Raw genomic sequence first — 24,195 nt, forward strand, 5'->3', positions numbered from 1 at the left:
GAGAACTAGACCAAAAGCCAAAGTGGCTTAGTCTAGTTCTCAAAAATCTCTTCATCCTTACCGATTGACAAAGAGCCGCTTTAGGACCTAACGTAAAACGGACCTGGATAAAAAGCATCCAGGTCCGTTTTTGAATTTTATATGCCAGGCCACTGACAACGCCGAATATCAACGTGGTTGGCATCCTTGAAGGGGATGCCCTCGACCGCCAGCATCGGGCCCTGGTCAACCCAACCGGGAACCAGCCGGCCGGTGGCGGTTACGACCCGGTGGTACAGGTGCTTGCCGTAGCCGGGTTTGCCGAGGGCCTTCCCTACCAGGCGGGCGTTACGGGGCCGGCCGATCATTCGAGCAATTTGGCCATACGTGGCAACCCGCCCGAGGGGAATAAGGTCGACAATGTTTAATACATCATGCATAAAATCTTCGTCAATCTTGGTCATCAGCATCCCCTCCCAAGCGCGGTAAGAGCAGGAAGATTACCAAACCGATGGTAAAGAGGACGCTGAGTGAGGCCGCCCCGATCGTCGACTTCTCGGTCCACTGAGTCACCAGACCGACAATCACCGGTCCCATGATTGCGGAGAACTTACCGAGAATGTTGTAAAAGCCAAAGAACTCGCTGCTGGAGTCTTTCGGAATCAGCTGGCCGAAGTAGGAACGACTCAATGCCTGCAGTCCGCCCTGACTGGTGCCGACTAGAATTGCCAGGATCCAGAAGTCAGTCAGCGTAGTCAGGCGCAGGGCATCAAGGCAAATGATCACGTAGACGATGATCCCCACCAGGATGGCGGCCCGGTTAGAGGTCCTTCTCGCCAACCAGCCGTAAAACAGGGAGAACGGGAAGGCGATCAGCTGAACCACCAGGAGCACCATCATCAGCATCGTCGTCTCGACCCCCATGTCCTTACCGATTGCGGTTGCCATCGTGAAGATGGTGTCGACCCCGTCGATGTAGAAGAAGTAGACCACCAAGAACCAGGTGATCTGCCGGTAATGGCGGATATGGCGGAAGGTCTGGTTCAGCCGGCGGAAGCTATCCCGCAACGGGTGACGCACGGCGACGACGCTGTAGTGCTGCTGACCATGGGCGAGCAGCGGCCAGCCGAAGATCACCCACCAGACCGCCGCGATCACGAAGCTGAACTTGGCGATCCCGTAGGCTGACAGCAGGTCATTGAAGCCGTGCGTCAATTGGGCTCCCAGGAAGACGATGAAGGCGATGAACCCGCCGAGGTAGCCCATCCCGTACCCAGTCGAGGAGACCAGGTCCATCTGGCCATTCGGAGCCACGTCGGTCAGGAAGCTATCGTAGAAGAGGTTCCCGCCGGAGTAGCCGATGATGCTCAATACGTACATGAAGAGCAGCCACCGCCGCTTGGCATTCGGGTAATCGGCCAGGACGCCCAATAGCGGAGCCAACAGCGAAACCACCAGGGTGCCGAAACTGTTGGCGTATCCCCAGTAGGCCGTTGAATCGGCGGCACTGACCCCCGCCTGCTGGGCAACGGCCTTGAAGTATACAGGCAAGACCGCCGTCACGACCAAGATCCCGTAGCCGGAGTTGGCCCAGTCATAGAAGATCCACTGCCATTGTTGTTTATTGATTCGCACGACCCCACCTCACTTCCTAATGACACCAGCGATCGGCTGACCGGCAGTCGGGGCTGGGTAGTGCAGTCCCAGCAGTTGGGCGAAGGTTGGCCCCTCGTCAACCAGGTGGGCACTATCTACCGTGGCCCCTTGATTGACGTCCGGACCGGCAAAGACTGCCGTGGTGAAGTAGCCGGGTTTGTCCGGCCCGTAGCCATGAACCCCCTGGTAGCGGTCATGAGTTCCCAATGAGTCGGGGTCCACATCCTCAACTACCGCCGGCCGGTTGACCTCATCGGTGAAGTAGTAGCCAGCTTTGGCCTCCACCAGGAAGGTACACTTAGGATCGGCGCCCAGCTTGACTGCCTCGGCACCGTCATAGATGCGTTCAACCCCCTCGACGCCGGCAATCAGCTGCTTGAGCTGGCCGCGATCGACGTTTCCCCGGGTGTAGACGTAGGTCTCGCCATCACAGGTTTTCGCCGTGACTTGCCAGTTGTTCCGGTAGGTCGTCTTGCCGGGCTGCGGGGTCAGCCAGCCATGCCGGGCAAAAAGCATGTTGAGGTGGATCATCTTCTGCACGTTGATCTGGTAGTGATCACCGAGGAAAACGAAGTTAGTCTGATCATAGGTTCCGGCATCCTTGGTGGCCTGGACGATCCGGGCCACCCGCCGGTCCAGCCGCTGGAGGGCGTGCTGGGCCTGGGCAGACTGAACACCATAGCGGTGACGCATACTATCCATATCTACCAGGTGAATCAGCGTCAGGTCGGGTTGCTTGTTCTTCAAGGTATCGACTGCGCAGGCCGTGATGAAGTCATCCAGCCAGGGCTGCTTGATCCCGTGACGAAGGTGGCCATAGCGGTGGTTCATCTGCAGCAGGAAGAGCGGTGAGCTGGCCTTCAGAGAGACAAAAACCTGGTTGGTCCAGATCCGGTTGGGAAAGATCTCGGCCAGGTTATAGTCGATCTTGCTTCCCGCAGTCACCGGCCAGAGGAAGGCCGCCGTCGTCAATCCCGCATCGTGGGCAACGTCATACAGTGGGGTCGCCTGAACATCCTTGCGGTACCAGTACCAGTCGGGCGAGAGGCGCCGGGGCTGGAGCTTAGTATTGTTGACCACCCCATGGACCGCCGGGTACTGGCCTGTGATGATCGAGGTGTGTGATGGGTAGGTCAGTGTCGGAAAGATCCCCCGCACTCGCTTGACCCACGTCCCCTTCTTCATCAATTGGCTGATGTGGGGCACCAGGTAGCAGAGTTCGTCGAGGTCCCGGAAGCCCATTGAATCAAGGGAGACAACAACTAATTTATTTCTAGATATCATTTCATCCACTTTCAATTATTATCAGTAACGACTATTAACAATTCTAACACTCGCCGTTACTGAGTTTTCACAATTTTACTATTATTTTGGCAAAAGAATAACTATAATAAAAGGGTTACTTTATACAATTTGTCCAATATTGGCGAAAGAATATGCAAGGAGTGTGAGAACATTGGCAGAAACGCAACCGACCCGGTCGCTCGGTTTTTTTGCGACCCTCTCGACCGTCACCGGAACGGTCATCGGTTCGGGAATCTTCTTCAAGGTCCCGGCCGTCACTAAGGCCACCGGGACCGTCAGCATGGCCACCTTTACCTGGCTGCTGGCGGGGATCATCACCATCTGCGCCGGCCTCACCGCGGCCGAACTCGCGGCAGCCTACCCGCAGACCGGGGGCCTGACCATCTATGTTGGCAAGGCCTACGGGAGTTTCTGGGGATTTTTGGCCGGCTGGGCCCAGTCCCTGATCTACTTCCCCGCGCAATGGGCCGCGGCCGCGATTGCCTTTGCCACCCAGTTTGTCGACCTCTTCGGCCTCAAATCATCCTGGCTGCCCGTGGTGGCCATCGTCATCACCCTGCTGGTCCTCATGGTCAACTTCATCAGCGCCAAGGCCGGCGGAATGGTCTCCTCAATCGCCCTGGTCGTGAAACTGCTGCCGATCATCGCCATCGTCGTGCTGGGGTTCGTCCACCCTGGCGACCCCCAGTTCCGCCTCTTTCCCGTAGCGCCTGGTCCCCACCAGCACTTCTGGACCGCTCTGGGCAGCGGGCTATTGGCAACTATGTTTGCCTACGACGGCTGGATCCACGTCGGCACGATGGCGGGAGAACTGAAACACCCTAAGAAGGACCTGCCACGGGCCATCTTCTTCGGTCTCAGCCTGGTCACCGTCGTCTACCTGCTGATCAGTCTGGCCTTCCTGTACGTGGCCCCGCTGGCAACGGTCGCCAACAACCTGAACATCTCTTCGCAGGTTGCCCACATCGTCTTCGGTCCCCTGGGCGGCAAGATCATCACCATTGGGATCATGGTCTCGGTATACGGGGCCCTCAACGGCTTCGTGATGACCGGAATCCGGGTTCCCTACGTGATGGGCTACCTCGGTTACCTCCCATTTAGCCGGGGCTTTCGATCCCTCAACCGGGGCGGGGTGCCGTGGCTCGGTGGTAGCCTGCAATTCGTCGTCGCCCTGCTCATGATCCTGTCCGGGACCTTCGACACCATCACCAACATGCTGGTTGTCGTCATCTGGTTCTTCTACATGCTTTGCTTTGCCGCGGTGTTCATCCTCCGCAAGAGAGCGCCGGAGCTGGAACGGCCGTACCGCGTTCCCGGCTACCCGATCGTGCCGATCATCGCCCTGGCCGGCGGGGCCTTCATCGTTTTGACCACCGCCATTACCCAACCAATGATCACCATAATTGGGATCCTGGTAACGGCTGCGGGGATTCCCGTCTACCGTTACCAAAAAGCGCGTCACCGGATTACGTTAAAATAAAAGGAGCTTTTATATGAAAAACAATCCGCAGCTTAAGAAAACTGAACACGAGAAGACCCTCGGCCTCTTCGACCTGGCCATTCTTGGCATCGGCGCCATCATCGGAACCGGGATTTTGGTCCTGACTGGGATCGTTGCCGCCGAGGACTCGGGACCGGCGATCGTCTTCTCCTTCCTCATCGCCGCCCTCGCCAGTGGTCTGATCGGACTCTGCTACTCCGAACTGACCACCAGCCTGCCCAACTCCGGCAGTGCCTTCTTCTACACCTGGGTCGGCATCGGCAAGTTCGTCGCCTTCCTGGCCGGCTGGACCCTGATCGGGGTCTACATCACCACCACCGCCACCGTGGCCAACGGGTGGACCGGTTACGTCCAATCGTTTCTGGAAGTTCTGGGCGTCAAGCTGCCGCACCAGTTCCTGATGAACCCGTCCGCTGGGGGCTACGTCAACCTGCCGGCCGTCTTGATGATCCTCCTGATGACCATCATCCTCACCCGGGGGACCAGCGAGAGTAAGCTGATCAACAACTTCCTGGTCGGGGTCAAGATCTTCATCATCCTCCTCTTCATCGTCGTCAGCGTCCAGCACGTCCGGCCAAGCAACTGGCACCCCTTCCTGCCGTACGGGGTCAAGGGGATCTTCACCGGGGCGTCCGCCGTCTTCTTCTCCTTCCTCGGTTTTGACGCCCTCGCCACTTCCGCTGAGGATGCCAAGAATGTCGAGAAGAATATTCCCCGGGCAATAATTCTGTGTCTGGTGATTTCCACCACCCTCTACGTCCTGGTCAGCCTGGTGATGACCGGGGTCGTCTCCTACACCAAGCTGAACGTTTCCGAAGCCATGTCCTACGTGCTGATCGTCAAGGGCCACTCTTTCGTCGCCGAGGTCGTTTCACTGGGGGCCGTCCTGGGAATCATGGCGGTGGTCTTCGCCTTTATTTACGCCGGCTCCAATATTCTGAAGTCCATGAGCCGGAGTGCCTTTCTGCCGCAAAACCTGGCCCAGCTCAACACCAAGACCCACAGTCCGAACCGGGCCATCTGGCTGGTCGGGATCCTCTCGGCCATCTTGGCGGGTGAGTTCGACCTCCACTACCTGGCCCTGATCGCCAACATCGGTTCCCTGATGGTCTTCGCACTGATCTCGCTGGTCGTGATCATCTTGCGCTACCGGTACCCAGAGCTGAAGCGGCCGTTCAAGGTGCCATTTGGCAAGACGATCCCGATCCTGTCGATCATCATCTGCATCGTCCTCCTCGTCAGCATCTCCCTGACGGCCTGGCTAACCTACCTCGCCTGGATCGCGGTGGGCCTGCTCATCTACTTCACCTACTCGCTCCGCCACGCCGACGAGTTTAACTTCACACCAGAGGAATAAACTAATCAATTAGGAATGAAACAGCGTCTGGCTGTTTCATTCCTCTTTTCGTAGCGTCGGCCCATTTTGGTATACAGGCCTGGCTTTGCCGACTGGAGAACCAGGTGTGACCGAGAATGGAATGCGCTACACATCTACCCCATCAGTAGACCAGAGTGCCGGCCCCAACGAGGAGGACGGCTTCAACGCCGCCAACGTTGGAGAAAGTGCCACTGAGAGCGTCTACGCCAACGACCGGGTCCTCGCCTACGACCCCTTCGTCAAGAATGGCCTGGCCGAAGACTCAATGACCAACCTGGTGCTGCCGTATATCCACTCCGCCCGGGAAGGGGTTGAACGCCTGGACAAGCTGGTAGCTGAGTACGGTTCCGCCGAGCGCAACGGGGTCCAGTTCAACGACCAGGATGAGGTCTGGTACATGGAAATTGCCACCGGTCACCACTGGGTTGCTGTCCGGATTCCCGACGACTGCTATGCCGTCGCGACCAACCAAATCGCCATCGAGCAGATCGACTTCAACGATCCGGACAACTACATGTGGTCTGAAGGTATCCGGGAGTTTGTCGATGCCCACCAGCTTAACCCGAACAATGACCAATGGAACTTCCGCCACATCTTCGGTACCAATACCAAGCTGGACCACCACTACAACACCCCTCGGGTTTGGTTCGCCCAGCGCTACCTGAGTCCCGTCGCCGCGGCCGACCAGACTCCCGAATCACCCGACATGCCATTCATCCGCAAGCCCGAACGCAAGATTGCGGTTGAGGATATCCAGTACCTGCTCAAGTCCCACTTCAACGAGACCAAGTACGATCCGCTGGGTGATGGCAGCGAGCACGACAAGAAGGTCTACCGGCCGATTGCCCTTTCCCGGACAGCCCAGTCTCACATCCTGCAGATGCGCAACAACGTCAAGCCGGAACAAGCGGCCATCCAATGGGGCGAATTCGGTCTGCCGTCCTTCTGCGCCTACACGCCGTTCTTCGCCAACGCCGACGACACCGACGTCTCCTACCGGAAGTTCCCGGCCAAGATGAAGCTCAAGAACGCCTACTGGCTGAACGAGGCCCTCGCCATGGTCGTCGAGAGTCACTACAGCGAGTTCTACGACCAGGACGAAGCCTTCCAGAAGGGCCTCAACGAGTGGGCCTGGCGGAAGATCGCGACGGTCGACGCCAAGGGCGACCAGTTGAGCGGCGCCAAGCTGACCACCTACCTGACGGGTCAGAACCACAAGATTGCCAAGCACTATAACAAGAAGACCAAGCGGCTCCTCTTCGACCTGATGACCCAGGGAACTGAATTCTCCAAGCTGACCTTCAAGATGGATCCCAACCTCTAATCGAGCCACCAGTAGCCAGCAATTTATAAAAATAAAGGGTTGACTTTAAAATTAGAAAGTTCTAACATAATGCCAACAAGAATTATAAATTGCTGAGAAAAGATGAGTAATGGGCAGCAGGAACCACAGAGAGCCGGGTGGATGAGAACCGGTGTCCCCTAACCCCACGAAGATGGTCTTGGAGCAAAGACGATCGGTGAGTCGTTGGTAAGCCGGTCACGAGTGGCGACCGATACAACGCCTGGGTTTACCCGCATGGGTGTACCTATTGAGGATTGGGCTGTGAGGTCCAATCAAATTAGGGTGGTAACACGTTAATTTCAACCTTTGAAAACGACGTCCCTAGGAAAAGCACTAATGCTTTTCCTAGGGACTTTTTTATTTGCTTCCGGTACTTGAGCTCACCGTCAACAAAGAAAGGATCGATGTTTTATGACTGAATTTACACCACGGACTGTTTCCCCATTTCGCTACGATGTTGTTGGTTCGTTCCTGCGTCCCCAAGAACTGAAGGACGCGCGGCAGAAGTTTGCGGCCGACCAGATCAGCCGGGCCGAGCTCACTGCTGTTGAGGACCGCCTGATCATTGACCTGATTCATAAGGAGGAGGCCGCGGAGCTCAAGGCCGTGACCGATGGCGAGTTCCGCCGCAGCTACTGGCACCTCGACTTCTTCTGGGGTCTCCAGGGTGTCAAGCGCGTCACCCTCAAGCATGGCTACTTCTTCCACGACGAGGAAACCCGGAAAGATTCCGCCCAGCTGACCGGCAAGATCAGTGGTGAAAACCACCCGTTCGTCAAGGCCTTCGAGTTTGTCCGGGACCACGTCAGCGACGGCACCCAGGTCAAGCAGACGATTCCGGCCCCAGCCCAGTTCCTGGAGGAATTCCTCCGGCCCGAAAATCAAGACAACCTCAAGGAAATCTATCCCAATGTGGCCGACTTCGACCATGATGTCGCTGTGGCCTACCACCAGGTCATTCTAGACCTTTACGCCGCGGGCTGTCGAACCCTCCAGCTCGATGACTGCACATGGGGCATCTCCGTCAACAACTTCGCCAACCTCAAGAAGAAGGACCCCAACGCCGACACCTCCCAGCTGGTCGCCCTGCAGGAACGCTTCCTTAAGGTGAACAACGCCGCCATCGCTGACCTGCCAGACGACCTCACCATCAACACCCACGTCTGCCGGGGCAACTATCACTCCACCTGGGCCGCAGCTGGTGGCTATGGTCCGGTTGCCGACACCCTCTTCGCCCAGGAAAACGTCAAGGCCTTCTACCTTGAATATGATTCCGACCGCGCCGGCGGCTTTGAACCCCTCGCCAAGGTTCCGGATGAAAAATACGTGGTCCTCGGCCTGGTAACCTCCAAGAACGGCGACTTGGAGGACAAGCAAACTATCATCAACCGGATTCATGAGGCCGCCAAGTTCCACCCGATCGACCGCTTCTGCCTGAGTCCCCAATGTGGTTTTGCCTCAACCGAGGAAGGGAACATCTTAACGGAAGACCAGCAGTGGGCGAAGGTTGCCCTGGTAAAGGAGGTCGCCCAGGAAGTTTGGGGCTAAAGCAATCGCAAATATAAACCAATAGGCCATGACACCGTCCCACGCGGGTCATGGCCTATTTTTGCCGATTTCTTTGCTAATCGTTTAACATTTATTTTGATAAACGATTGACAAATTTATTAAAAGCACTTACAATCTTCACCGTAAACGTTTCCAAAGAACGAAAGGAGTCGGTTGTATTGCAGAAAGTTGATGAGTCTCGGGTGATAAAAGTCACAAACACCCGTTATCGCGAACACTTCCATATCCAGACACCGGCGGGCTGGCTAAACGATCCTAATGGCCTCTGCTTCTTCAAGGGCTACTACCACGTCTTCTACCAGTTCCACCCCTATTCCGCCGAATGGGGGCCGATGCACTGGGGGCACGTCCGCAGCAAGGACCTCGTTCACTGGGAAAACCTGCCAGTCGCCCTGGTTCCCGGTGATCCCGAGGATTCCGGCGGTTGCTTCTCCGGTTCGGCCATCGTCAAGAATAACCGCCTGTACCTGATTTACACCGGTCACCACTACTACGATGACGGCGACCAGGATCACTTCTGGGAGAACCAGAACGTGGCCTACAGCGACGACGGGGTCCACTTCACCAAGTACGCGGGAAACCCGGTGATTGAGGCCCCAGCTGATAATAGCCAGGACTTCCGGGATCCCAAGGTCTGGGAGCACGATGACCAGTACTACCTGGTTGTCGGCAGCCGAGAACAGGCAAACAGCCGCGCCCGGATCCTGCTCTACCGGTCCAGTGACCTCCTGCAGTGGCAGTACTGCGGGCCAATCACCGCGTCGCAGAGCATCGAACTCGAGGGGTCAATGTGGGAGTGTCCGGACCTCTTCCGGCTCAACGGCCAGGACATCCTGGCCTGCTCACCGATGGGGATCCAGCCCCAGCGGCACCGTTTCCTCAACCTGAGTCAGGCCGCCTACTTTGTGGGCCGGCTGGACTATGACCAGGCCCGCTTCGCCCACTACGGCCTCCACCTGTTGGATTACGGACATAACTTCTACGCTCCCCAGTCCTTCCTGACACCGGATGGTCGCCGGATCCAGTTCGGCTGGTTCAGCTCCTTTGACAATCCGCTGCCGGAACAGGCCGATGGTTGGGCCGGGGCGCTGACCCTGCCGCGGGAGCTCGTCATGCACGGCAACCGGTTGGGCGCCATCCCCGCTCAGGAAACAGCCAAGCTCCGCGTTGGTGAGGCTCTTAACACCTCAGCAATTATTCATTCTCCCCACCAACTGCCGGTAGCTGATCCGCAGCACACCGAATGGGACCTGACCTTCGACCTGCCTAACGATTACGACAGCCAGGTCAGCTGGCAACTCGCCAACAATGACCAACTCCTAATCGCCCTCAAGTACGACCAGGCAACCAGTGAGGTTACGGTTCACCAGCACGGCCAGGCCAGCGACCGCTACGCCACGATCGGCCACGTTCATCAGCTCCGGGCCCGGATCTTCGTGGACACCAGTTCCGTTGAGATTTTCATCAACGACGGCGCCGCGACCTTCACCGAACGCTACTACAACGACCAGCAGCCGGTGACGGCCACGGTTGCCGCCAGCCAGCCCGCTGCCATCGCCGCTAAAGCTTACACACTTGACATGAAAGGATAATTGACATGAAAAAGTACAGCTTATTCAAGAACCCCTTTTACCGGTTCGATTCGTTAAACATCCTCCTCTTCTTCACCGCCTGGGGAATCTGGTGGTCATTCTTCCAAATCTGGCTGACCAACACCCTGCACTTCTCCGGTGAACAGGTGGGGACGATCTACTCCTTCAACTCCGCTATCACCCTGGTCCTGATGTTTGTCTACGGGGCCATTCAGGACCGGCTCGGATTAAAGCGTTACCTGCTGATCTTCTGTGCCGTCATGGAAATGCTGCTCGGCCCATTCTTCACCTGGCTCTACGCCCCGCTGCTCCACAGCAACTTCTACCTCGGGACCTTTCTGGGTTCCCTCTACCTGTCGTTCGCCTTCCTGGCCGCCTCACCAACCTTTGAGGCCGTCACGGAGCGGATCAGTCGGCGCTACAAGTTTGAATATGGTCAGGCCCGGTCATGGGGTTCCTTCGGGTACGCGGTTTCCGCCCTGCTCGCCGGCTTTCTCTTCACCATCAACCCTAACCTGGTCTTCTGGCTCTCGTCAGCCATCGCCCTGGTCCTCTTCCTCCTGCTCGTCTTCGTCCACCCCGAAAAGAACCCGAAGATGATCGACCTCTACGAGAACAAGGTTGAGACTGCCAAGGAGAGCTCCACGGCTTCCCTGAAGGAAATCTTCGGGGTCTTCAAGATGAAGGCCCTCTGGCAGATCATCATCTACATCATCTTCTCCTGGACCTTCTACACGGTCTTTGACCAGCAGATGTTCCCCCAGTTCTTCACCCAATTCTTTGCCACCAAGGCCCTTGGTCAACAGATGTACGGGGTCCTGAACTCCGTGGAAGTCTTCCTGGAAGCGATCATGATGGCCTGTGTCCCATGGCTGATGAAGAAGATCGGGGTCCGCAAGACCCTGCTGGTCGGGATCACCATCATGGTTGTCCGGATCGGAGGTTGTGGCCTGGTCACGAACCCGCTCGGCGTTTCCTGCATCAAGCTGCTGCACGCTCCGGAGACGGCCTGCTTCGCCCTCGGCCTCTTCCGTTACTTCACCCTGCACTTTGACACCAAGGTTTCAGCCACCCTCTACATGGTTGGTTACCAGATCGCTGCCCAGGTCGGTCAGATCATCTTCTCAACACCCCTGGGGGACCTGCGTGACCACATCGGTTACAGCCACACCTTCCTGGTTATCTCCGGGATCACGCTGATCTCCGGGATCTACGCCACCTTCATCCTGAAGAAGGATAACGTGGACGTCAATGGTCAACCGCTGAACTAAAACTACATGCTTTAAAAGCCAAAACGGCTGCGGAAAATGTTCGCAGCCGTTTTTTTGTCCTATTCAGCAAGCCTGCCGACAACCGGCAGTCCCTTCAGCACCCGTTTACCATGCGGTGACTTTTTAAGTATAACGTCGGTCAGGTCTTGACCGGCCAGGTTTCCATGGTGACAGCCACCCTGCCAGGCCGGATTAGCGGAGACGTCATAGATCACGCCTTCAACCGCTACGTAGGCTGGTTGGCCAGCTTGGCCATTATACCTTGCCAATTCATCCCTCGTCATTACCTTATCATCCATCATGGTGACCTCCTTAGATTTGTTGATTAAAACATACCACGAACCTGGTATTGGTGTCTAGCAGGGCACCGAATAATTAAGCAAAACTTATTAATCATCCTTGGCGAAAAGCAGGTGGATTCCGCCATCACCCAGCAGCTCCGTCTTAACAACTTTGAAGCGCTGGTTGACGAAGACCTGTCGGGTGTCGAAGGTTCCTTTCTTACTGGTGTCGCCACCGATGTAAGGGGCGATCACCAGGGAGATCTCGTCGACCAGGCCGGCCTTCAGAAAGGCACCGTTAATCAGGGCACCGCCACTCAGGGCCACCTTCTTAATGCCGAAGTACTGCTGCAATTTGACTAACGCCTGGGCAAAGTCAATCTCCGCGTCACCGCAGACCAGGTACGGAATCTGCATGGCCCGCAGGAAGGCCAGGTAGCGCCGGCTGGCGAGTTTGGTGACCACCTCGATCGCCCGGCTCTTCTTGCCGGCATAGTCAAAGTAATTCTTCTCCCAGCCGGCCCGACCGCGCCGGTCGAAGCTGACGTCCCAGGTAGCCGAACTGATGTCCGCCGGTACCCAGTCCTGGTAGTCGATCCCCGTCGGATCATATTGGCTGAGGTCCGGGTGTCCCGGCGCCGCGTACATCACAATCGTGTTGCTGCCGTTGGCGTTGGTGTTACTGATCTTGAAGAGGAGATCGTCGTAGTAGTCGCCAGAGGCCTTGTCCCCCGGGAGGCCATCCCAGTCACCATCAATCTTGCCATCGATCGACTCATACATGTGCACAATTACCTTCGCACGTTCCATCACGCATTCCTCCTTTGACCCCATTTTAAAACAGAAAGGGGCGTGGCAAAACCAGGTCTTGTCACGCCCTCATCATCAACAATCGTGGGTACCGCTATATTCAGTTGAGACGGGTTCCGTGAGGTCAACGATTTCCAGATTCTCCGTCAGGATCCCCTTGGTCGGGCTCATCATCGGCAGGGTGAAGTACTTCGGGTTGAACCGCACCTCCATCTGGTTCTCAAACTGGATGTTGGCGTACGGCTCGCTCTTGATGTAGATGTCACCGATGTTCGATTCGACCTTCTCATCGAAGTCATGCAGGTCCATGCCCTTCTTGACAAAGATCAGCCGGTAGTTGGCGTCCAGGTTGCAGTTGCCGATGGCGGAGAACGGGCCGACCCCATCGTCAAAGTCCAGGACAATCGTCTTGTCGGGACTCAGGTACTTGGCAATCCGCTTCTTGGCGTCATCGGTAAAGGTTAAATGCTTCATAAATCGTAGCCTCCTCGTTAGCTATCAATATCTTCAGTCTACGCGCTTTTGGCAAAAAGCCAACTAATCTGCTCGGCCACCTTCACCGTTCGCGGCGATCCGCTCCCGCAGCAGCTTGAGGAAGAGCTGGGCTACGTTCGGCAGCTGGTGGTCCTTATTCCAGATCAGAATGTTAGCGTCGGTAAGGGCGGGGGCCAGTGGCCGAAAAACCAGGTCCTGGTCATAGAGATTGGCGATCCCATCGTAGGCCAGCGCCATCCCGGCCCCGGCCTTAACCAGCAGCTCGGCGTTGTAGAGCAGGTTGTAGTTGCCGACAAAGTTATACTGGTTGATCAGGTCACCGGCCCAGTCGCGGAAGGTGTCCTGAACCCGCGATTGGACCGACGTCAATAGTGACAGCCCCAGCAGGTCACCGGGGGTGATGACCGGCTTGGCTGCCAGGGGCTCGGTCCTGCGCATCAGGATCCCCCACCGGTTCTGAGCGGGCAGGGTAAGGGAATTATAGTTCAGCAGGTTTTCGTGGCCCATCACCACGCCAAACTCTAGGCTCCCCTGGCCAACCTGCTGGCGGATCGCCGTTGAATCCCCACTCGTCAGGTTGACGCGCACTTCAGGGTAGTAGCGCAGGATCTGGGCCAGGACATCCATCAGCGGCATCAGGGCACTGCTCTCACCGGCGCCGATATCTAGCGTCCCGCTGACCACCGAATTGGACTGAAGATGGTAGGTGGTCTTATCCACCAGGGCCGTGATCTCCTGGGCTCGTTCATACAGGTAGTAGCCCTCCTGGGTCAGCTTGATCTGGCGGTGGCCCCGCTCAAACAGGGTCACCCCGAGGGTCGTCTCCAGTTCCATGATCTGCCGCGACAGGGCCGGCTGGGAGATATGGAGCCGGTGAGCCGCACTGGAGATGTTCCCCTCCCGGACGATTTCGATAAAATAACGCAGTACCCGGATATTCATTGTCCTTCCTCCTTATATAACTTTTTGATATAGATTTACATTTGATATAAGGTATTTCACATTTTAATTCTAGCTTATTACAATAAAATCAACAAATATATATCGAAGGAGGCTTCACCATGACAACAAGCAAAAACCTCAAGCCCGAGCAGGTCGCCAGCATGAACGAAATCATCGAGCACAACCAGGCCCTGCTCCAGGAGCTCAACACCGGCGTCCACTCCCCAGCCGCTATCCGGGCGGCGGTCGCCCAACTGACCCAGCAGACACTAGATCCGTCCGTGGAGATTCGGCTCCCCTTTTACTCCGACTTCGGCCGCAATATTCACATCGGTAAGCGCGTCTTCATTAACAGCGGCGTCACCTTCACCGACCTCGGCGGCATCTACCTGACCGACGATGTCCTGGTCGGCCAGAAGACGGCCGAGAGCCCGGTCAACGCCAAGACTGGCGAGCCCCAACGGCAAGACGCCACGTACAAGCCATTGCTGAAACTGCGCAGCACCTTCCCGACCAACACCCGGGTGCTGAACATCTACGGTGACAAGGAGGACGGCTCCCACTCCGATGGTGACGTCCCCGTCAACTCCGCCAAGTCGCTGAAATACCTGGTCAGCGGCTGCGCCAAGTCTTACCGGGAAGTGGAGATCAAGGGAGCCAATGCCCAGCACAGCACGCTCCATAACAATTCCCAGGTCAACCGGGAACTGATCAACTTCCTGTGGCGGAAATAATCAGTAATTAATTTCAAAGAATAAGCCATCATTTGCAGAAAGCTGTAAATGATGGCTTTTTAGTATCACATTAACCCTTGCTTACCGCTGCCGATTCGACTTAGCAAACTCACTGGTTGGCCCAAGGTAGTTGCTGTTAATCCCGAGCCACTTCTTGTTGATTCGCCGCAGGGTGCCATCCTTTTGCAAGACTCCCAGGGCATAGTTGACCTTCTTGACCAGGGTGGTATCCCCCTTCCGTATCCCAATAGCAACCCGGTCAGCAGGGTATTGGGTGGCGGTGATCAGCTTGTAATTGTTGTTGTGTGCGAGGTGAGTGGCGTAGTAGCCGGCGTAGACCGTCCCCGAAAGTCCCCTGTGTCCGGCCCGCCTGCAGGTCCATAAAGGCATCGGAATTGTCCTGGTAGAGGATCGGCTTCTTGTTCTTGATGATGTCCTTCAGCACCCGTGGATACTTGTTGAGGTCGGTCTGGGCCGTCGAGATCTCCTGGACCCCGAGCGTTTTCCCCCTTCATATCGGCCATCTTGTTGATCCCACTGTCTTTCCGGACAACCAGTGATTGACCGGAAAGCTCATAGACCCGGCTGAAGGCGATCCGCTTGCGCCGGGAAGGAGTGGCCGTGTAGCCATTCCAGATGCAGTCGATGGTTCCGTTCTTCAGCTCCGTCTTCTTCATTGACCAGTCGATTGATTGAAAATATGCCTTAATCCCGAGAACCTTGCAGACGGCCTGTGACAGGTCAACATCATAACCGACCAGCTGCCCATTGCGGCGCCGAAAGTACCGAGATGATGATCGCCTCCCGGTAGCCAATCGCCCGGTAAAGGTTAATCGAGACCGCCGGCACAAAGGCCATCGCCAGGGCATTCATGATCCCGTAGAAGCTCATCATCCCGACAATCACCCCGGCAAAGGCACTGCTGGCGCCGAGTTCCTGCGCGTACCCGTTGATCAAGTGCAGTACATATTGCTGAACATGAAGAAGAAGGAGGCCGCCATGACCAATACAACGTCCTTTGAGTATACCTTCTCTTCATTCTTGTGTTTGATCATTAAATATCATCTTCCATCCGCCATTTATTATAACGCGCGTTTCACGTGGAACACGGCCGCTAGCAGCTAAAAAGAGCTTGTTTCGCCCTAGATAACTGGCTAAAATAAAATCATTATGAGATATTCTTACAAATTCAGTGATGCCATTCACCTGCTCGCCTACCTGGTTGTTTACCGTGATGGAGACCGGTCGAGCAAGGCGATTGCCAATAGTATTGAGGCCAACCCCAGTGCAGTGCGGAAACTGATGGCCGATCTGCGCCAGGCGGGACTGCTGGTCACCCAGACTGGCCGGGCCCAACCCGCTTTGGCCAAGGGTCCCGCAACGATCTCCCTACTGGACATCTACCAAGCCCTGCAGATGGACCACGCCCTCTTGCACGTGGATCCGGCGACCAACCAGCAGGGCCAGGTTGGTGGGGCCATCCAGCCGGTCCTCACCGACTACTACCAGGAAATTCAATCAGCAGCCTTTCAGCGGATGCGGGCGATCACCCTCGCCGACGTTGTTCACAAGATTCAGGTACATAACCAAGCAAAATAACACCATGAAGCACAGCGCCTCATGGTGTTATTTTTGTTTTTCCTTATGCGGGTCAAATGTCCTTGTGCAGCACCCCAGCTGCGCGCGCACGTCTTTCAAGACCCGGGCCAGGTCACCCTTGATTGCCACGCCCTTGTCCTCAATCTGCGCGGGGAGGAACTGGTAGTTCCGGTTGACCATCACGTCGAAGGCCCCCGGCAGGTTGTTCGTCAGGGCCCAGAACGGTTCCTGGATGAACATCGGCGTCATCCGGCCGACACCCAGTTCCAGGAACAGGACGTGCTTATCATGAAGGTGTTTCTCAATGTCATCGGAGATCTTCTGGTACTGCTCCTGGTAACGGCTCCCCTCCAGGAAGTTCCCGTAACCCGGGACCCACGGGAAGGCTTCGGCTCCGCAGTGCGGACAGCGGGGGATCATCTCGTCCGGGATGACGATCGTGTCGTGCTCCTCCAGGTAATCATACAGCTCATCGATCTTCTTGGTAGCGTCCCAGACCGCATCCGTGCACTGCTGGCTGCACTGGAAGAAGCGGTGGTCGCCCTGAATCTGGGCCACCTTCTCCTCAGGGAAAACCTTGATCGCCTGGGTGTCCTGGTTCGTTGTCAGGATGAAGTAATCCTTATCGCGCAGGATTGCCCGCAGGTCCTTGTACGGTTCTCGAACGGGCGCGTGCAGGGTCGTGTGCAGGAAGGTAGCTAAATAGCCCCAGAACTCCCCGCGACTGCTCCACCGGTAGCCCATGCCGGCAAACGCCCCCTTGGGTCATAGAAGCGGCGGAACGCCTTTTTATAGGGCGGGGTGGCCGCATAGTAGAAATCTCCACCACCGGCTGCCGACAGTCCCGAGGCCCCGCCGACGATCACGTGGTCCGCCAGCTTAACCCGGTCGGCAAACGTCTCGATCTGCTGTTCATAGGGCAGCGGCTTCTTATCCGTCAGCTTGACCGGGGTGCCCCCGTTGGCATAGACGCCATAGTACTGGGAATAGTTCATCTGAGTTTGGATAACGAGTTGTTCATATAGTGATTGCGCCATCTCTTAATTTTCCTTTACTAGTTGGGCTAGGGTCTGCGTCAGGTCACCAGCCAGGGCCACCGTCTGGTCCTTGATCGCTGGGCGGACATTGATCTCCTGCGGCAGGTTCAGTGTAATGTAGCGCCAGTGCGGGTGGGCCTCCACCATCTGCATCAGCGGCGCCTTGATCAGCTGGTTGTTAGCCCCGATGCCGAGTTCCAACTGGACGAGCTGTCGGTCGGCACACTTGCGGATGAAGTCCTGGCAGGCCTGCTGCTGAGCCTCCCACTCGGGGCTCTGCATCTTCAGGTTGAAAAAGTCGCCCTCGACCTCCCAGATTTTCTGGGGAGCAAAGCCGTTTTGCTGAAAGTGCTGGTCAGCATTAGAGGTCACCACGAAGTAATCCTTGTCGGCCAGTAGTTGCTTCAGCTGGCGGATAAACCGTTGGTGGGCCGGCGCCGGCAACATTGCTTGGACCCCTGAAGGATGCTGGTAATCCCGTATTGGCGGGTGAAGTCACCGAAGTAGCACTTGAAGGCCGCATTGTTGGCGAAAATGTTATAACCCTCGCTGATGGATAGGCCGTTGCTGGCACTGATGAGCACCGCATCAGCTGTCCGCAACAATTGTTGGGCTTCTTGAATCTCGGTCATTTTTCTTCCTCCTAAACACTGTGCACATTTATGGACGATGTGTTGTGAACTTTGTAAAATCAGGGTAGTGCAAAGCATAAAAAAAGAGAAGTACACAACTGGAAAGTTGTCCACTTCTCAACAAATTTCAGAAAGTGTCGTGATTTTTTGTCAACTAATAGTTTGCAAACCAGAAAGACGGACCGGCGAACCACCTACACCATCAACCTGATCAAGGACTGCTTCTTAGAGCTGATCCAGAAGCTGCCCTACTCCCAGATCACCGTCACCAGGCTGTGCCGGACGGCGGACCTGAGCCGGTCGACCTTCTACCTGCACTTCGACTCCATCACCGACGTCCTGAACGCGGTGCTCGATGACGCCCTGCTGGCCATCCCCAAAAGCCATTTTTCAGATGACAGCCAGGACCTGAGCATCGACTACCTGAAGAAGAACGAGTCGCTGATCCCGGCCTGCCAGCGGGTCGGCAGCTCCAGCAAGTACCGGAAGCTGCTCCTCGACCCGGACCTCAGCGAATACATTGTCGGCCGCATCATGGCCCACGAACGCAACAAGGTCGTCCCGTCGATCCAGCGGAAGACCGGACTCTCCACCCGGGATGCCGAGACCCTCTTCCTCTACATCCTGCACGGCTCCTTTGCGGTCAACCGGGCTAACCACTTTCAGAAGAACGACGAGTGGTACCACCAGGTGCAGCTCCTCAATGCGTTCACCATGGGCGGCTACGAGTCACTTCGGCACTAGGCTACATCTCCATCCCCATCTTCTTGTAGGAATCCATGCCGCCGAGCCAGAGCTGGTCCAGCGGGACGTGCCGCTCCTCAGCGAAGGCCTTCATCAGGGTCATGTGGTCCATCAGGTGGTACTTCTTGTTGGGATCAGCCGGGTCAACGACCTGCAGCTGGGCCATCATCCCGCCGTCCTCGTGCTCAATGATGTGGCAGTGGTACATGAAGACACCGACCACGTTGAACCAGACCTTGATCCGGACATGCTCGCCAGGGTTGACCGCCACAGTGTCCTTCAGGCCGAGCTCATTCGGATACGGGGCGTGACCGTTGCGGGAAATGACCTCAAACGCGGTCCCGTGCATGTGATAGGGGTGAATCATCCCCGGCGCCGGGTTGGTGTTCTCGATGTCCCAGATCTGAACCTTGTGCAGTGGCATCTTGTAGTCAATCCGATCCATCTTGAACTTCTTCCCGTTCATCGCCACGGCCTCGTCCATCCCGTCCAAGGTGACGTGGTGCACCGGCAGGTCCGGGTCCGCCGCTGGATCAGGAGTTTCAAATAGGTCCTGGGGAATCGTGGTGTGGTCCGGCTGGAACTCGTGAATGCGGAAGCGGACCAGTGGGACATCGTCGGAATACAGGGTAACTACATCACCGGGCTGGTACTTGCCGAAGTCCACCACAATCTCCTGCCGTTCGGCGCAGGTGATCAAGAGCTTCGTCATCTTGACCGGGTGCGGCAGCAGGCTCAAGTCCCCGGCAATCTGGGTAAACTCCAGGTCATCGCTGAAGTGAAGCCGGAACTCCCGCCGGTTGGCCCCGTCGAGGAAGCGTAGGCGGACCTTCTGGGTCGTGACGTCAAAGTAGGGGTTGATCGTCCCGTTGATCATCGGTGTCGGCCCCGCGACCCCGTCCGGATCGTAGTCGGCGCGGTAGTCCCACTGGTTATCCTCGTGGAAACGCCGGTCTTGCAGGATGATCGGAATATCATCAACCCCGTAGTTCCGTGGCAGGGGTAGAGCAGCCTCGTGCTCGTCCTGGACGATGGCACCGCCGGCTAGACCATGCCAGACCTGCTCCCCGGTTGACGGACACGGGTGGGCGTGGAGCCATACGAAGGCTGCGGGCTGGTTGATCTTGAAGGTGACATCCCGACTCTCACCCGGGTAGACCGGGGCGTGGCAGCCGCCGTCCTCAATCGGTCCGGGGATGGCGAGTCCGTGCCAGTGGAAAGTCGTGACCTCTGGCAGGTGGTTGACCAGGTGAACGTGGATGGTCTTACCCAGCTTGAAGACCACCGTCTTGCCCAGCAGTGGGCCATTGTAGCCCCAGGTCTTAGTCTTCTTACCCGGCAGGAGTTGAACCTCCCCCGTCTGTGCCACGATCGTGTAGTACATATCCGTAGCCGTCTCCTTATCCGGCTTCAATAGGTCCGGAATATTCAACGGCCGCTGCTTGGTCTGCGGTTCCTCCAGCGGGACGTAGCCGGCGTCGTGATAATCGTAGGCCGCCTCATCATAAAAGTAGTTATTGATAACTTCTTCTGCCATTACGCTTCCTCCTTCAAATAAATAAAGGCCGCACCAAAAAATTGCCCCGGCACCGCCTTGGTTAATTTATTGCAATGAATCCCATGCCGTCAGTTCAACCGCCTTGGATGCGGCCAGCTTCTTGAGATCGTCATCGAGGTACTTCTTGTTGATTACGGCTTCGTAGGTGTATTCCTTGAACCAGTCTTCGGTCATGACAAAGTAACCATTGTCACCGTTGTCCTTGCCCCAGCTGTTCTCGATCTTCCAGCGGGTTGGTTCGTCGTTGACCAGGTCAAAGCCAGTCAGGGTCATGGCATGGGAAACCATGGCCTGCTTAGATTCCAGCCGGTCCTTCTTGTCCATCACAAAGTCCACGTCGAGCAATTCGGCCCGCCGGAAGAGCTTGGCATCCATCAGACCCCGCTTCCGGTCCATCTGCTGCAAGACATCGTTGCCGACCCAAACGGTCTCACCGGCCTTGAGCTGCTTCATGGCTGCTTCCTGCAGGTACTTGAATGGGACGTTGACGAACTTGATTGGAATCCCCCCGACAACACTATCCTGGGTTGGCATTGCGTAGACCTTGTTGTACTTGTGGTCTGGAGCGTTCGTAACGACAACGTAGTCATTCAGGTTGGTATCGAAGTACTCCCGGTAAAACTTCAGTGGGGTCAGGCCCAGGACCTGGTGGAATTTCTTGTCGTCATCCCGGTATTCCAGGTCAAACTTCGTCGGCGGTTCACCGAAGGAGTAAGCGGCGACCTTGTAGACGTCGGCCATCATCCGCTCCTGGGCCTTGCTGAGTTCGTCCTCATCGACACCGTCGTTGACCATTCGCCGCAGTTCCAATGCATCCTTACGCATCAGGTAGTTCATGACCTCGGCCACGTCGCTGGTGTCCTTGGTGTTGTGGGTGTCGGGCATGACGTATTCTGGCACTACCCCGTATTTCTCAATGATGGAAGCGGCGTTGGCCCACTGTCCACCATCGTTCAGGGCAAAGCTGAGGTAGAAGTCCACGGTCCGGTCGTGGAGCGGCTTCTTGGCCGTCTCAATGATCTTTTGAAAGTACATATTTGCCCGTTCGATCCGGTCCCAGAAGAACAGGTAGTTCTGGGAGAGCTCGAAGTCCTTGAAGTTGTACTTCGTTGCAAACTTGTGCCGAAGCGTGTTCAGGGTCGCGAATGACCAGCAACGCCCACTGTGCCGCTGGTTGGATGGCTTCCCCGTCTTGATCTCGTAGGAGAAGGCCCGGTGGAGGCGTTGGCTCGCCGCCGGATCCTCACTGGCGTTCTTGATCCCGTTCTTCTGGATGGCCCGGGCGATCACGTCCGCGTCCCGCCGGGAATGGAATTCCTTTTGATACTGTTCAACCATCTTATCTGTTAAGTGGCGTTCTTCTGTCATCGAATATCCCTTCTTTGATAAAAATCCGTTATCATGACTATTACACTATCAATCATAACTCACTTTACGAAATTGCGTCGGCAAAAGTACTTTTTCTTTCTTGCTTATCATTGGTAAGTTAAAATGAGGGAGGAATTTCAAATGAGTAAAGTATTTATTGTCGGCGGTTCTGGCCGAGTCGCAACCGAGCTGATCAAGGATCTTGTCGCTGCCGGTAATGAGGTGGTAGCTGGTGCCCGCCATCCTGATAAGATCGTCAAGCTAAACGGGGTTACCCCGGTCGCCCTCGACCTGCACGGGGACGTTGCGAAGATTGCCAGTCTGATGGCCGGTAGCAACGCCGTTTACTTCGTGGCCGGATCCCGGGGCAAGGACCTCCTCCAGACCGATGCCATGGGTGCGGTCAAGACCATGCAGGCCGCCAGCCGGGCTGGGATCAAACGCTACATCATGTTGAGTTCGATGTACGCCCTGGAACCAGAGAAGTGGGCGGACTACCCGGCCCTGGCTAGCATCACCGACTACAACATTGCTAAGTTCTTCGCTGATAACTACCTGATTAAGAGCACCGACCTGGATTACACGATTATCCAGCCCGCGGTCCTGACTGAGGAAGCGGGTACTGGGAAGGTCAACTTTGGCCCAGGTGATGAAACCACTAACCCAATTCCTGACGTTGCCCAAGTCCTGGCAAATGTTCTGAATGCCGACAACACCATCGGCAAAGTCATCATGATGCGCACCGGTGACACTCCTATTAAGGATGCAATCAAAGCATTGTAAATCATAACCACCCGTAAAACGGGTGGTTTGCACAGCGGCTATAAGCCGCAAAGATAAGCCAGCGTCTCAAGGCGCTGGCTTTTCCTTCGTCCAAGCCAAAATGCTCTGACTATTTCACTACTGCTTTAAGCAGTGTTGTTATTACTTCACCTACCCTTAAAAGGGTCGGAATACTCAACCGTTGTTAGTTTATCTACTACCTGGTCATGTTTTTCTTGATCTCGAATGTACTTCCGAATTGTGGACTCATTCAAGCCTACTGTACTAACGTAATAGCCTTCTGCCCAAAAATGTCGATTGCCGAACTTATATTTTAAGTTAGCGTGGTGATCAAACATCATCAATGAGCTTTTCCCTTTCAAATATCCCATAAATTGCGATACGCTCAACTTTGGTGGAATGCTTAACAACAGATGTACGTGATCCGGCATCATAATATGCCCTTCAATGATCTTTACACCTTTATATTGACATAACAGCCTAATGTAATCTTGTAAATCTCGTCGATATTGATTATAAATTATTTTCCGTCTATACTTTGGAATGAATACGATGTGGTACTTACATAGCTACTTTGTATGGGCTAAACTATTTAACTTATTAGCCATATTTAAATAACCTCTTTTCCCTTATTAATTTTGGCTTGAACACCTATATTTTAAGGTAAAAGAGGTTTTTATTTATATAATATTTGTCGCCCACCCGCAAAGCAGGTGGTTTTTTGTTTCGCACACTCGCTTCGCTCGCGTACTCAACCAGGCCTAAAGGCACTAATAAAAAAGGCGGCCATGGCCGTCTTTTTTGTGTCCGCTTGACATTGTAATCATGAAATCGGTTACAATAATCCTTAACAGTAACGAAGGGAGAATCTCAAGATGGGACTTCATGATCAACAAATTTACAACCCCGATGACCCGAAAATTCTGCAGGTACAGAAACAAGCACAGTTGAAAATGTACGAATACAACCAAACCTTACCGACCGAGGACGCCAAACGGCAACGACTGATGAAAGAGATGCTGGGCAAGGTTGGCACGGGTTGCTATTTCGAGCCACCGTTCCACGCCAACTTTGGTGGGAAGCACGTAATGCTCGGTGACCACGTTTACGCTAACTTCAACCTAACCGTAGTTGATGACACCTACATTTATATCGGCGACCACACCATGATCGGACCTAACGTCACCCTGGCCTCCGCCGGTCACCCGGTTATGCCGGAACTACGTGAGAAGGGGTACCAATTTAACTTGCCGATCTACATCGGGAAAAACTGCTGGCTTGGGGCCGGAGTGATCGTCGTTCCTGGAGTCACAATCGGTGATAACACCGTCGTTGGGGCCGGGGCCGTCGTCACCAAGGACCTTCCTGCTAATGTGGTGGCCGTCGGAGTGCCCGCCAAGGTCATCCGGCACATCGGCGATCATGACCGTAAGTACTACCATGGTCAGATGCAGATTGATCCTAAGTTACTCTCGTAATGCCAAATTTAATAAAGCTATCAGTGCAAACATTGGTGATTATTGCACTGATAACTTTTCTTTTTTAATGATGTTTGGCCGGAAATCCCGTGACTTTAGTCATGGGATGGATAGGCCCCTTTAGCGCCCGTTAGGGCG

23 protein-coding genes and 4 pseudogenes are annotated in these 24,195 nt (G+C 55.6%); 11 read left to right on the plus strand and 16 right to left on the minus strand.

The genetic code is table 11. From position 1 onward, the window contains the following. Nucleotides 1–137: 137 nt before the first annotated feature. From QOS10_RS05770 to QOS10_RS05780, 3 genes are read right to left on the minus strand one after another with little or no spacing between them, the layout of a single operon-like run. The gene (locus QOS10_RS05770) at nt 138–443 is read right to left on the minus strand and encodes an MGMT family protein (protein WP_283594368.1); all 306 of its coding nucleotides are present in this window, start codon (nt 441–443) and stop codon (nt 138–140) included. Then, on the minus strand, nt 430–1,614 hold the full coding sequence (locus QOS10_RS05775; protein ID WP_283594370.1) for an MFS transporter: 1,185 nt from the start codon (nt 1,612–1,614) through the stop codon (nt 430–432). The genes QOS10_RS05770 and QOS10_RS05775 overlap by 14 nt, the downstream gene beginning before the upstream one ends. A 9-nt stretch (nt 1,615–1,623) precedes the next feature. Continuing rightward, complete coding sequence (locus tag QOS10_RS05780) at nt 1,624–2,919, minus strand: alkaline phosphatase family protein (protein WP_408621583.1); 1,296 nt, start codon at nt 2,917–2,919, stop codon at nt 1,624–1,626. Nucleotides 2,920–3,091: 172 nt separating this feature from the next. Here QOS10_RS05780 and QOS10_RS05785 point away from each other — a divergent pair, with 172 nt between their 5' ends. From QOS10_RS05785 to QOS10_RS05810, 6 genes and pseudogenes are all read left to right on the plus strand, one after another. Further along, nucleotides 3,092–4,420: an APC family permease gene (locus QOS10_RS05785; RefSeq protein ID WP_283594372.1), complete on the plus strand. Its 1,329-nt coding sequence runs from the start codon at nt 3,092–3,094 to the stop codon at nt 4,418–4,420. A gap of 13 nt (nt 4,421–4,433) precedes the next feature. Continuing rightward, nucleotides 4,434–5,798, plus strand: a complete 1,365-nt coding sequence (locus tag QOS10_RS05790) for an APC family permease (protein WP_283594373.1) — start codon at nt 4,434–4,436, stop codon at nt 5,796–5,798. Nucleotides 5,799–5,910: 112 nt separating this feature from the next. Next, nucleotides 5,911–7,143 (plus strand): annotated as a pseudogene (locus QOS10_RS05795) (C69 family dipeptidase); the annotation flags it as partial. Between the two features lie 432 nt (nt 7,144–7,575). Further along, nucleotides 7,576–8,712 (plus strand): 5-methyltetrahydropteroyltriglutamate--homocysteine S-methyltransferase, encoded by a 1,137-nt coding sequence (locus QOS10_RS05800; RefSeq protein WP_283594375.1) that lies wholly within the window; start codon nt 7,576–7,578, stop codon nt 8,710–8,712. A gap of 179 nt (nt 8,713–8,891) precedes the next feature. After that, the gene (locus QOS10_RS05805; protein WP_283594376.1) at nt 8,892–10,325 is read left to right on the plus strand and encodes a glycoside hydrolase family 32 protein; all 1,434 of its coding nucleotides are present in this window, start codon (nt 8,892–8,894) and stop codon (nt 10,323–10,325) included. A gap of 5 nt (nt 10,326–10,330) precedes the next feature. Next, nucleotides 10,331–11,596 carry an MFS transporter gene (locus QOS10_RS05810; RefSeq protein WP_283594377.1) on the plus strand — a complete coding sequence of 422 codons (1,266 nt, stop codon included), beginning with the start codon at nt 10,331–10,333 and terminating at the stop codon, nt 11,594–11,596. A gap of 59 nt (nt 11,597–11,655) precedes the next feature. On the opposite strand, the gene QOS10_RS05815 is transcribed toward QOS10_RS05810, so the two are convergent. The 4 genes from QOS10_RS05815 to QOS10_RS05830 form a co-directional block, all read right to left on the minus strand. Beyond that, a complete protein-coding gene (locus QOS10_RS05815; RefSeq protein ID WP_283594379.1) occupies nt 11,656–11,898 on the minus strand; it encodes a cytochrome b5 domain-containing protein in 243 nt (80 codons plus the stop codon). Between the two features lie 87 nt (nt 11,899–11,985). Next, nucleotides 11,986–12,687, minus strand: a complete 702-nt coding sequence (locus QOS10_RS05820) for a dihydrofolate reductase family protein (protein ID WP_283594380.1) — start codon at nt 12,685–12,687, stop codon at nt 11,986–11,988. Between the two features lie 75 nt (nt 12,688–12,762). Further along, the gene (locus QOS10_RS05825; protein WP_283594381.1) at nt 12,763–13,161 is read right to left on the minus strand and encodes an iron-sulfur cluster biosynthesis family protein; all 399 of its coding nucleotides are present in this window, start codon (nt 13,159–13,161) and stop codon (nt 12,763–12,765) included. Between the two features lie 63 nt (nt 13,162–13,224). Then, nucleotides 13,225–14,124, minus strand: a complete 900-nt coding sequence (locus tag QOS10_RS05830; protein WP_283594382.1) for a LysR family transcriptional regulator — start codon at nt 14,122–14,124, stop codon at nt 13,225–13,227. A 404-nt stretch (nt 14,125–14,528) separates the two neighbouring features. Between QOS10_RS05830 and QOS10_RS10345 the strand changes: the two are divergent. Then, nucleotides 14,529–14,858, plus strand: a pseudogene (locus QOS10_RS10345) (alpha/beta hydrolase); the annotation flags it as partial. A gap of 81 nt (nt 14,859–14,939) precedes the next feature. Here the strand turns inward: QOS10_RS10345 and QOS10_RS05845 are convergent. After that, nucleotides 14,940–15,640, minus strand: a pseudogene (locus QOS10_RS05845) (transporter substrate-binding domain-containing protein); the annotation flags it as partial. Beyond that, nucleotides 15,633–15,913: pseudogene (locus tag QOS10_RS05850) on the minus strand (hypothetical protein); the annotation flags it as partial. The pseudogenes QOS10_RS05850 and QOS10_RS05845, both read right to left, overlap by 8 nt. A gap of 115 nt (nt 15,914–16,028) precedes the next feature. Here QOS10_RS05850 and QOS10_RS05855 point away from each other — a divergent pair. Next, nucleotides 16,029–16,457 carry an Rrf2 family transcriptional regulator gene (locus QOS10_RS05855; RefSeq protein WP_283594388.1) on the plus strand — a complete coding sequence of 143 codons (429 nt, stop codon included), beginning with the start codon at nt 16,029–16,031 and terminating at the stop codon, nt 16,455–16,457. 27 nt (nt 16,458–16,484) lie between these two features. Here the strand turns inward: QOS10_RS05855 and QOS10_RS05860 are convergent, their stop codons facing one another. From QOS10_RS05860 to QOS10_RS10270, 4 genes are read right to left on the minus strand one after another with little or no spacing between them, the layout of a single operon-like run. Next, complete coding sequence (locus tag QOS10_RS05860; RefSeq protein WP_283594389.1) at nt 16,485–17,201, minus strand: SIR2 family NAD-dependent protein deacylase; 717 nt, start codon at nt 17,199–17,201, stop codon at nt 16,485–16,487. Continuing rightward, the gene (locus QOS10_RS05865; RefSeq protein ID WP_283594391.1) at nt 17,156–17,494 is read right to left on the minus strand and encodes a hypothetical protein; all 339 of its coding nucleotides are present in this window, start codon (nt 17,492–17,494) and stop codon (nt 17,156–17,158) included. Before QOS10_RS05865 ends, QOS10_RS05860 begins: the two co-directional genes overlap by 46 nt. Before the next feature lie 3 nt (nt 17,495–17,497). Continuing rightward, nucleotides 17,498–17,941, minus strand: a complete 444-nt coding sequence (locus tag QOS10_RS05870) for a hypothetical protein (protein ID WP_326520597.1) — start codon at nt 17,939–17,941, stop codon at nt 17,498–17,500. Continuing rightward, the gene (locus QOS10_RS10270; protein WP_326520598.1) at nt 17,899–18,126 is read right to left on the minus strand and encodes a hypothetical protein; all 228 of its coding nucleotides are present in this window, start codon (nt 18,124–18,126) and stop codon (nt 17,899–17,901) included. The genes QOS10_RS05870 and QOS10_RS10270 overlap by 43 nt, the downstream gene beginning before the upstream one ends. A gap of 162 nt (nt 18,127–18,288) precedes the next feature. Between QOS10_RS10270 and QOS10_RS05875 the strand changes: the two genes are divergently transcribed. After that, complete coding sequence (locus QOS10_RS05875; protein WP_283594394.1) at nt 18,289–18,870, plus strand: TetR/AcrR family transcriptional regulator; 582 nt, start codon at nt 18,289–18,291, stop codon at nt 18,868–18,870. Between the two features lies 1 nt (nt 18,871). Here QOS10_RS05875 and QOS10_RS05880 read toward each other — a convergent pair whose 3' ends face one another. Together QOS10_RS05880 and QOS10_RS05885 are read right to left on the minus strand one after the other, a co-directional pair. Continuing rightward, complete coding sequence (locus QOS10_RS05880) at nt 18,872–20,407, minus strand: multicopper oxidase family protein (protein WP_283594396.1); 1,536 nt, start codon at nt 20,405–20,407, stop codon at nt 18,872–18,874. Nucleotides 20,408–20,473: 66 nt separating this feature from the next. After that, the gene (locus tag QOS10_RS05885) at nt 20,474–21,796 is read right to left on the minus strand and encodes a C1 family peptidase (RefSeq protein WP_283594397.1); all 1,323 of its coding nucleotides are present in this window, start codon (nt 21,794–21,796) and stop codon (nt 20,474–20,476) included. Nucleotides 21,797–21,937: 141 nt separating this feature from the next. Between QOS10_RS05885 and QOS10_RS05890 the strand changes: the two genes are divergently transcribed. Next, a complete protein-coding gene (locus tag QOS10_RS05890) occupies nt 21,938–22,579 on the plus strand; it encodes an NAD(P)H-binding protein (protein WP_283594398.1) in 642 nt (213 codons plus the stop codon). A gap of 146 nt (nt 22,580–22,725) precedes the next feature. On the opposite strand, the gene tnpA is transcribed toward QOS10_RS05890, so the two are convergent. Continuing rightward, entirely contained in the window at nt 22,726–23,133 is a 408-nt protein-coding gene (gene tnpA, locus QOS10_RS05895; RefSeq protein ID WP_283594404.1) for an IS200/IS605 family transposase, read from the minus strand. A 321-nt stretch (nt 23,134–23,454) separates the two neighbouring features. Between tnpA and QOS10_RS05900 the strand changes: the two genes are divergently transcribed. Further along, nucleotides 23,455–24,057 carry a sugar O-acetyltransferase gene (locus QOS10_RS05900; protein WP_283594400.1) on the plus strand — a complete coding sequence of 201 codons (603 nt, stop codon included), beginning with the start codon at nt 23,455–23,457 and terminating at the stop codon, nt 24,055–24,057. The last annotated feature ends 138 nt before the right edge of the window (nt 24,058–24,195 follow it).

This window comes from Limosilactobacillus galli (genome assembly GCF_947381495.1).
Taxonomy (GTDB): domain Bacteria; phylum Bacillota; class Bacilli; order Lactobacillales; family Lactobacillaceae; genus Limosilactobacillus; species Limosilactobacillus galli.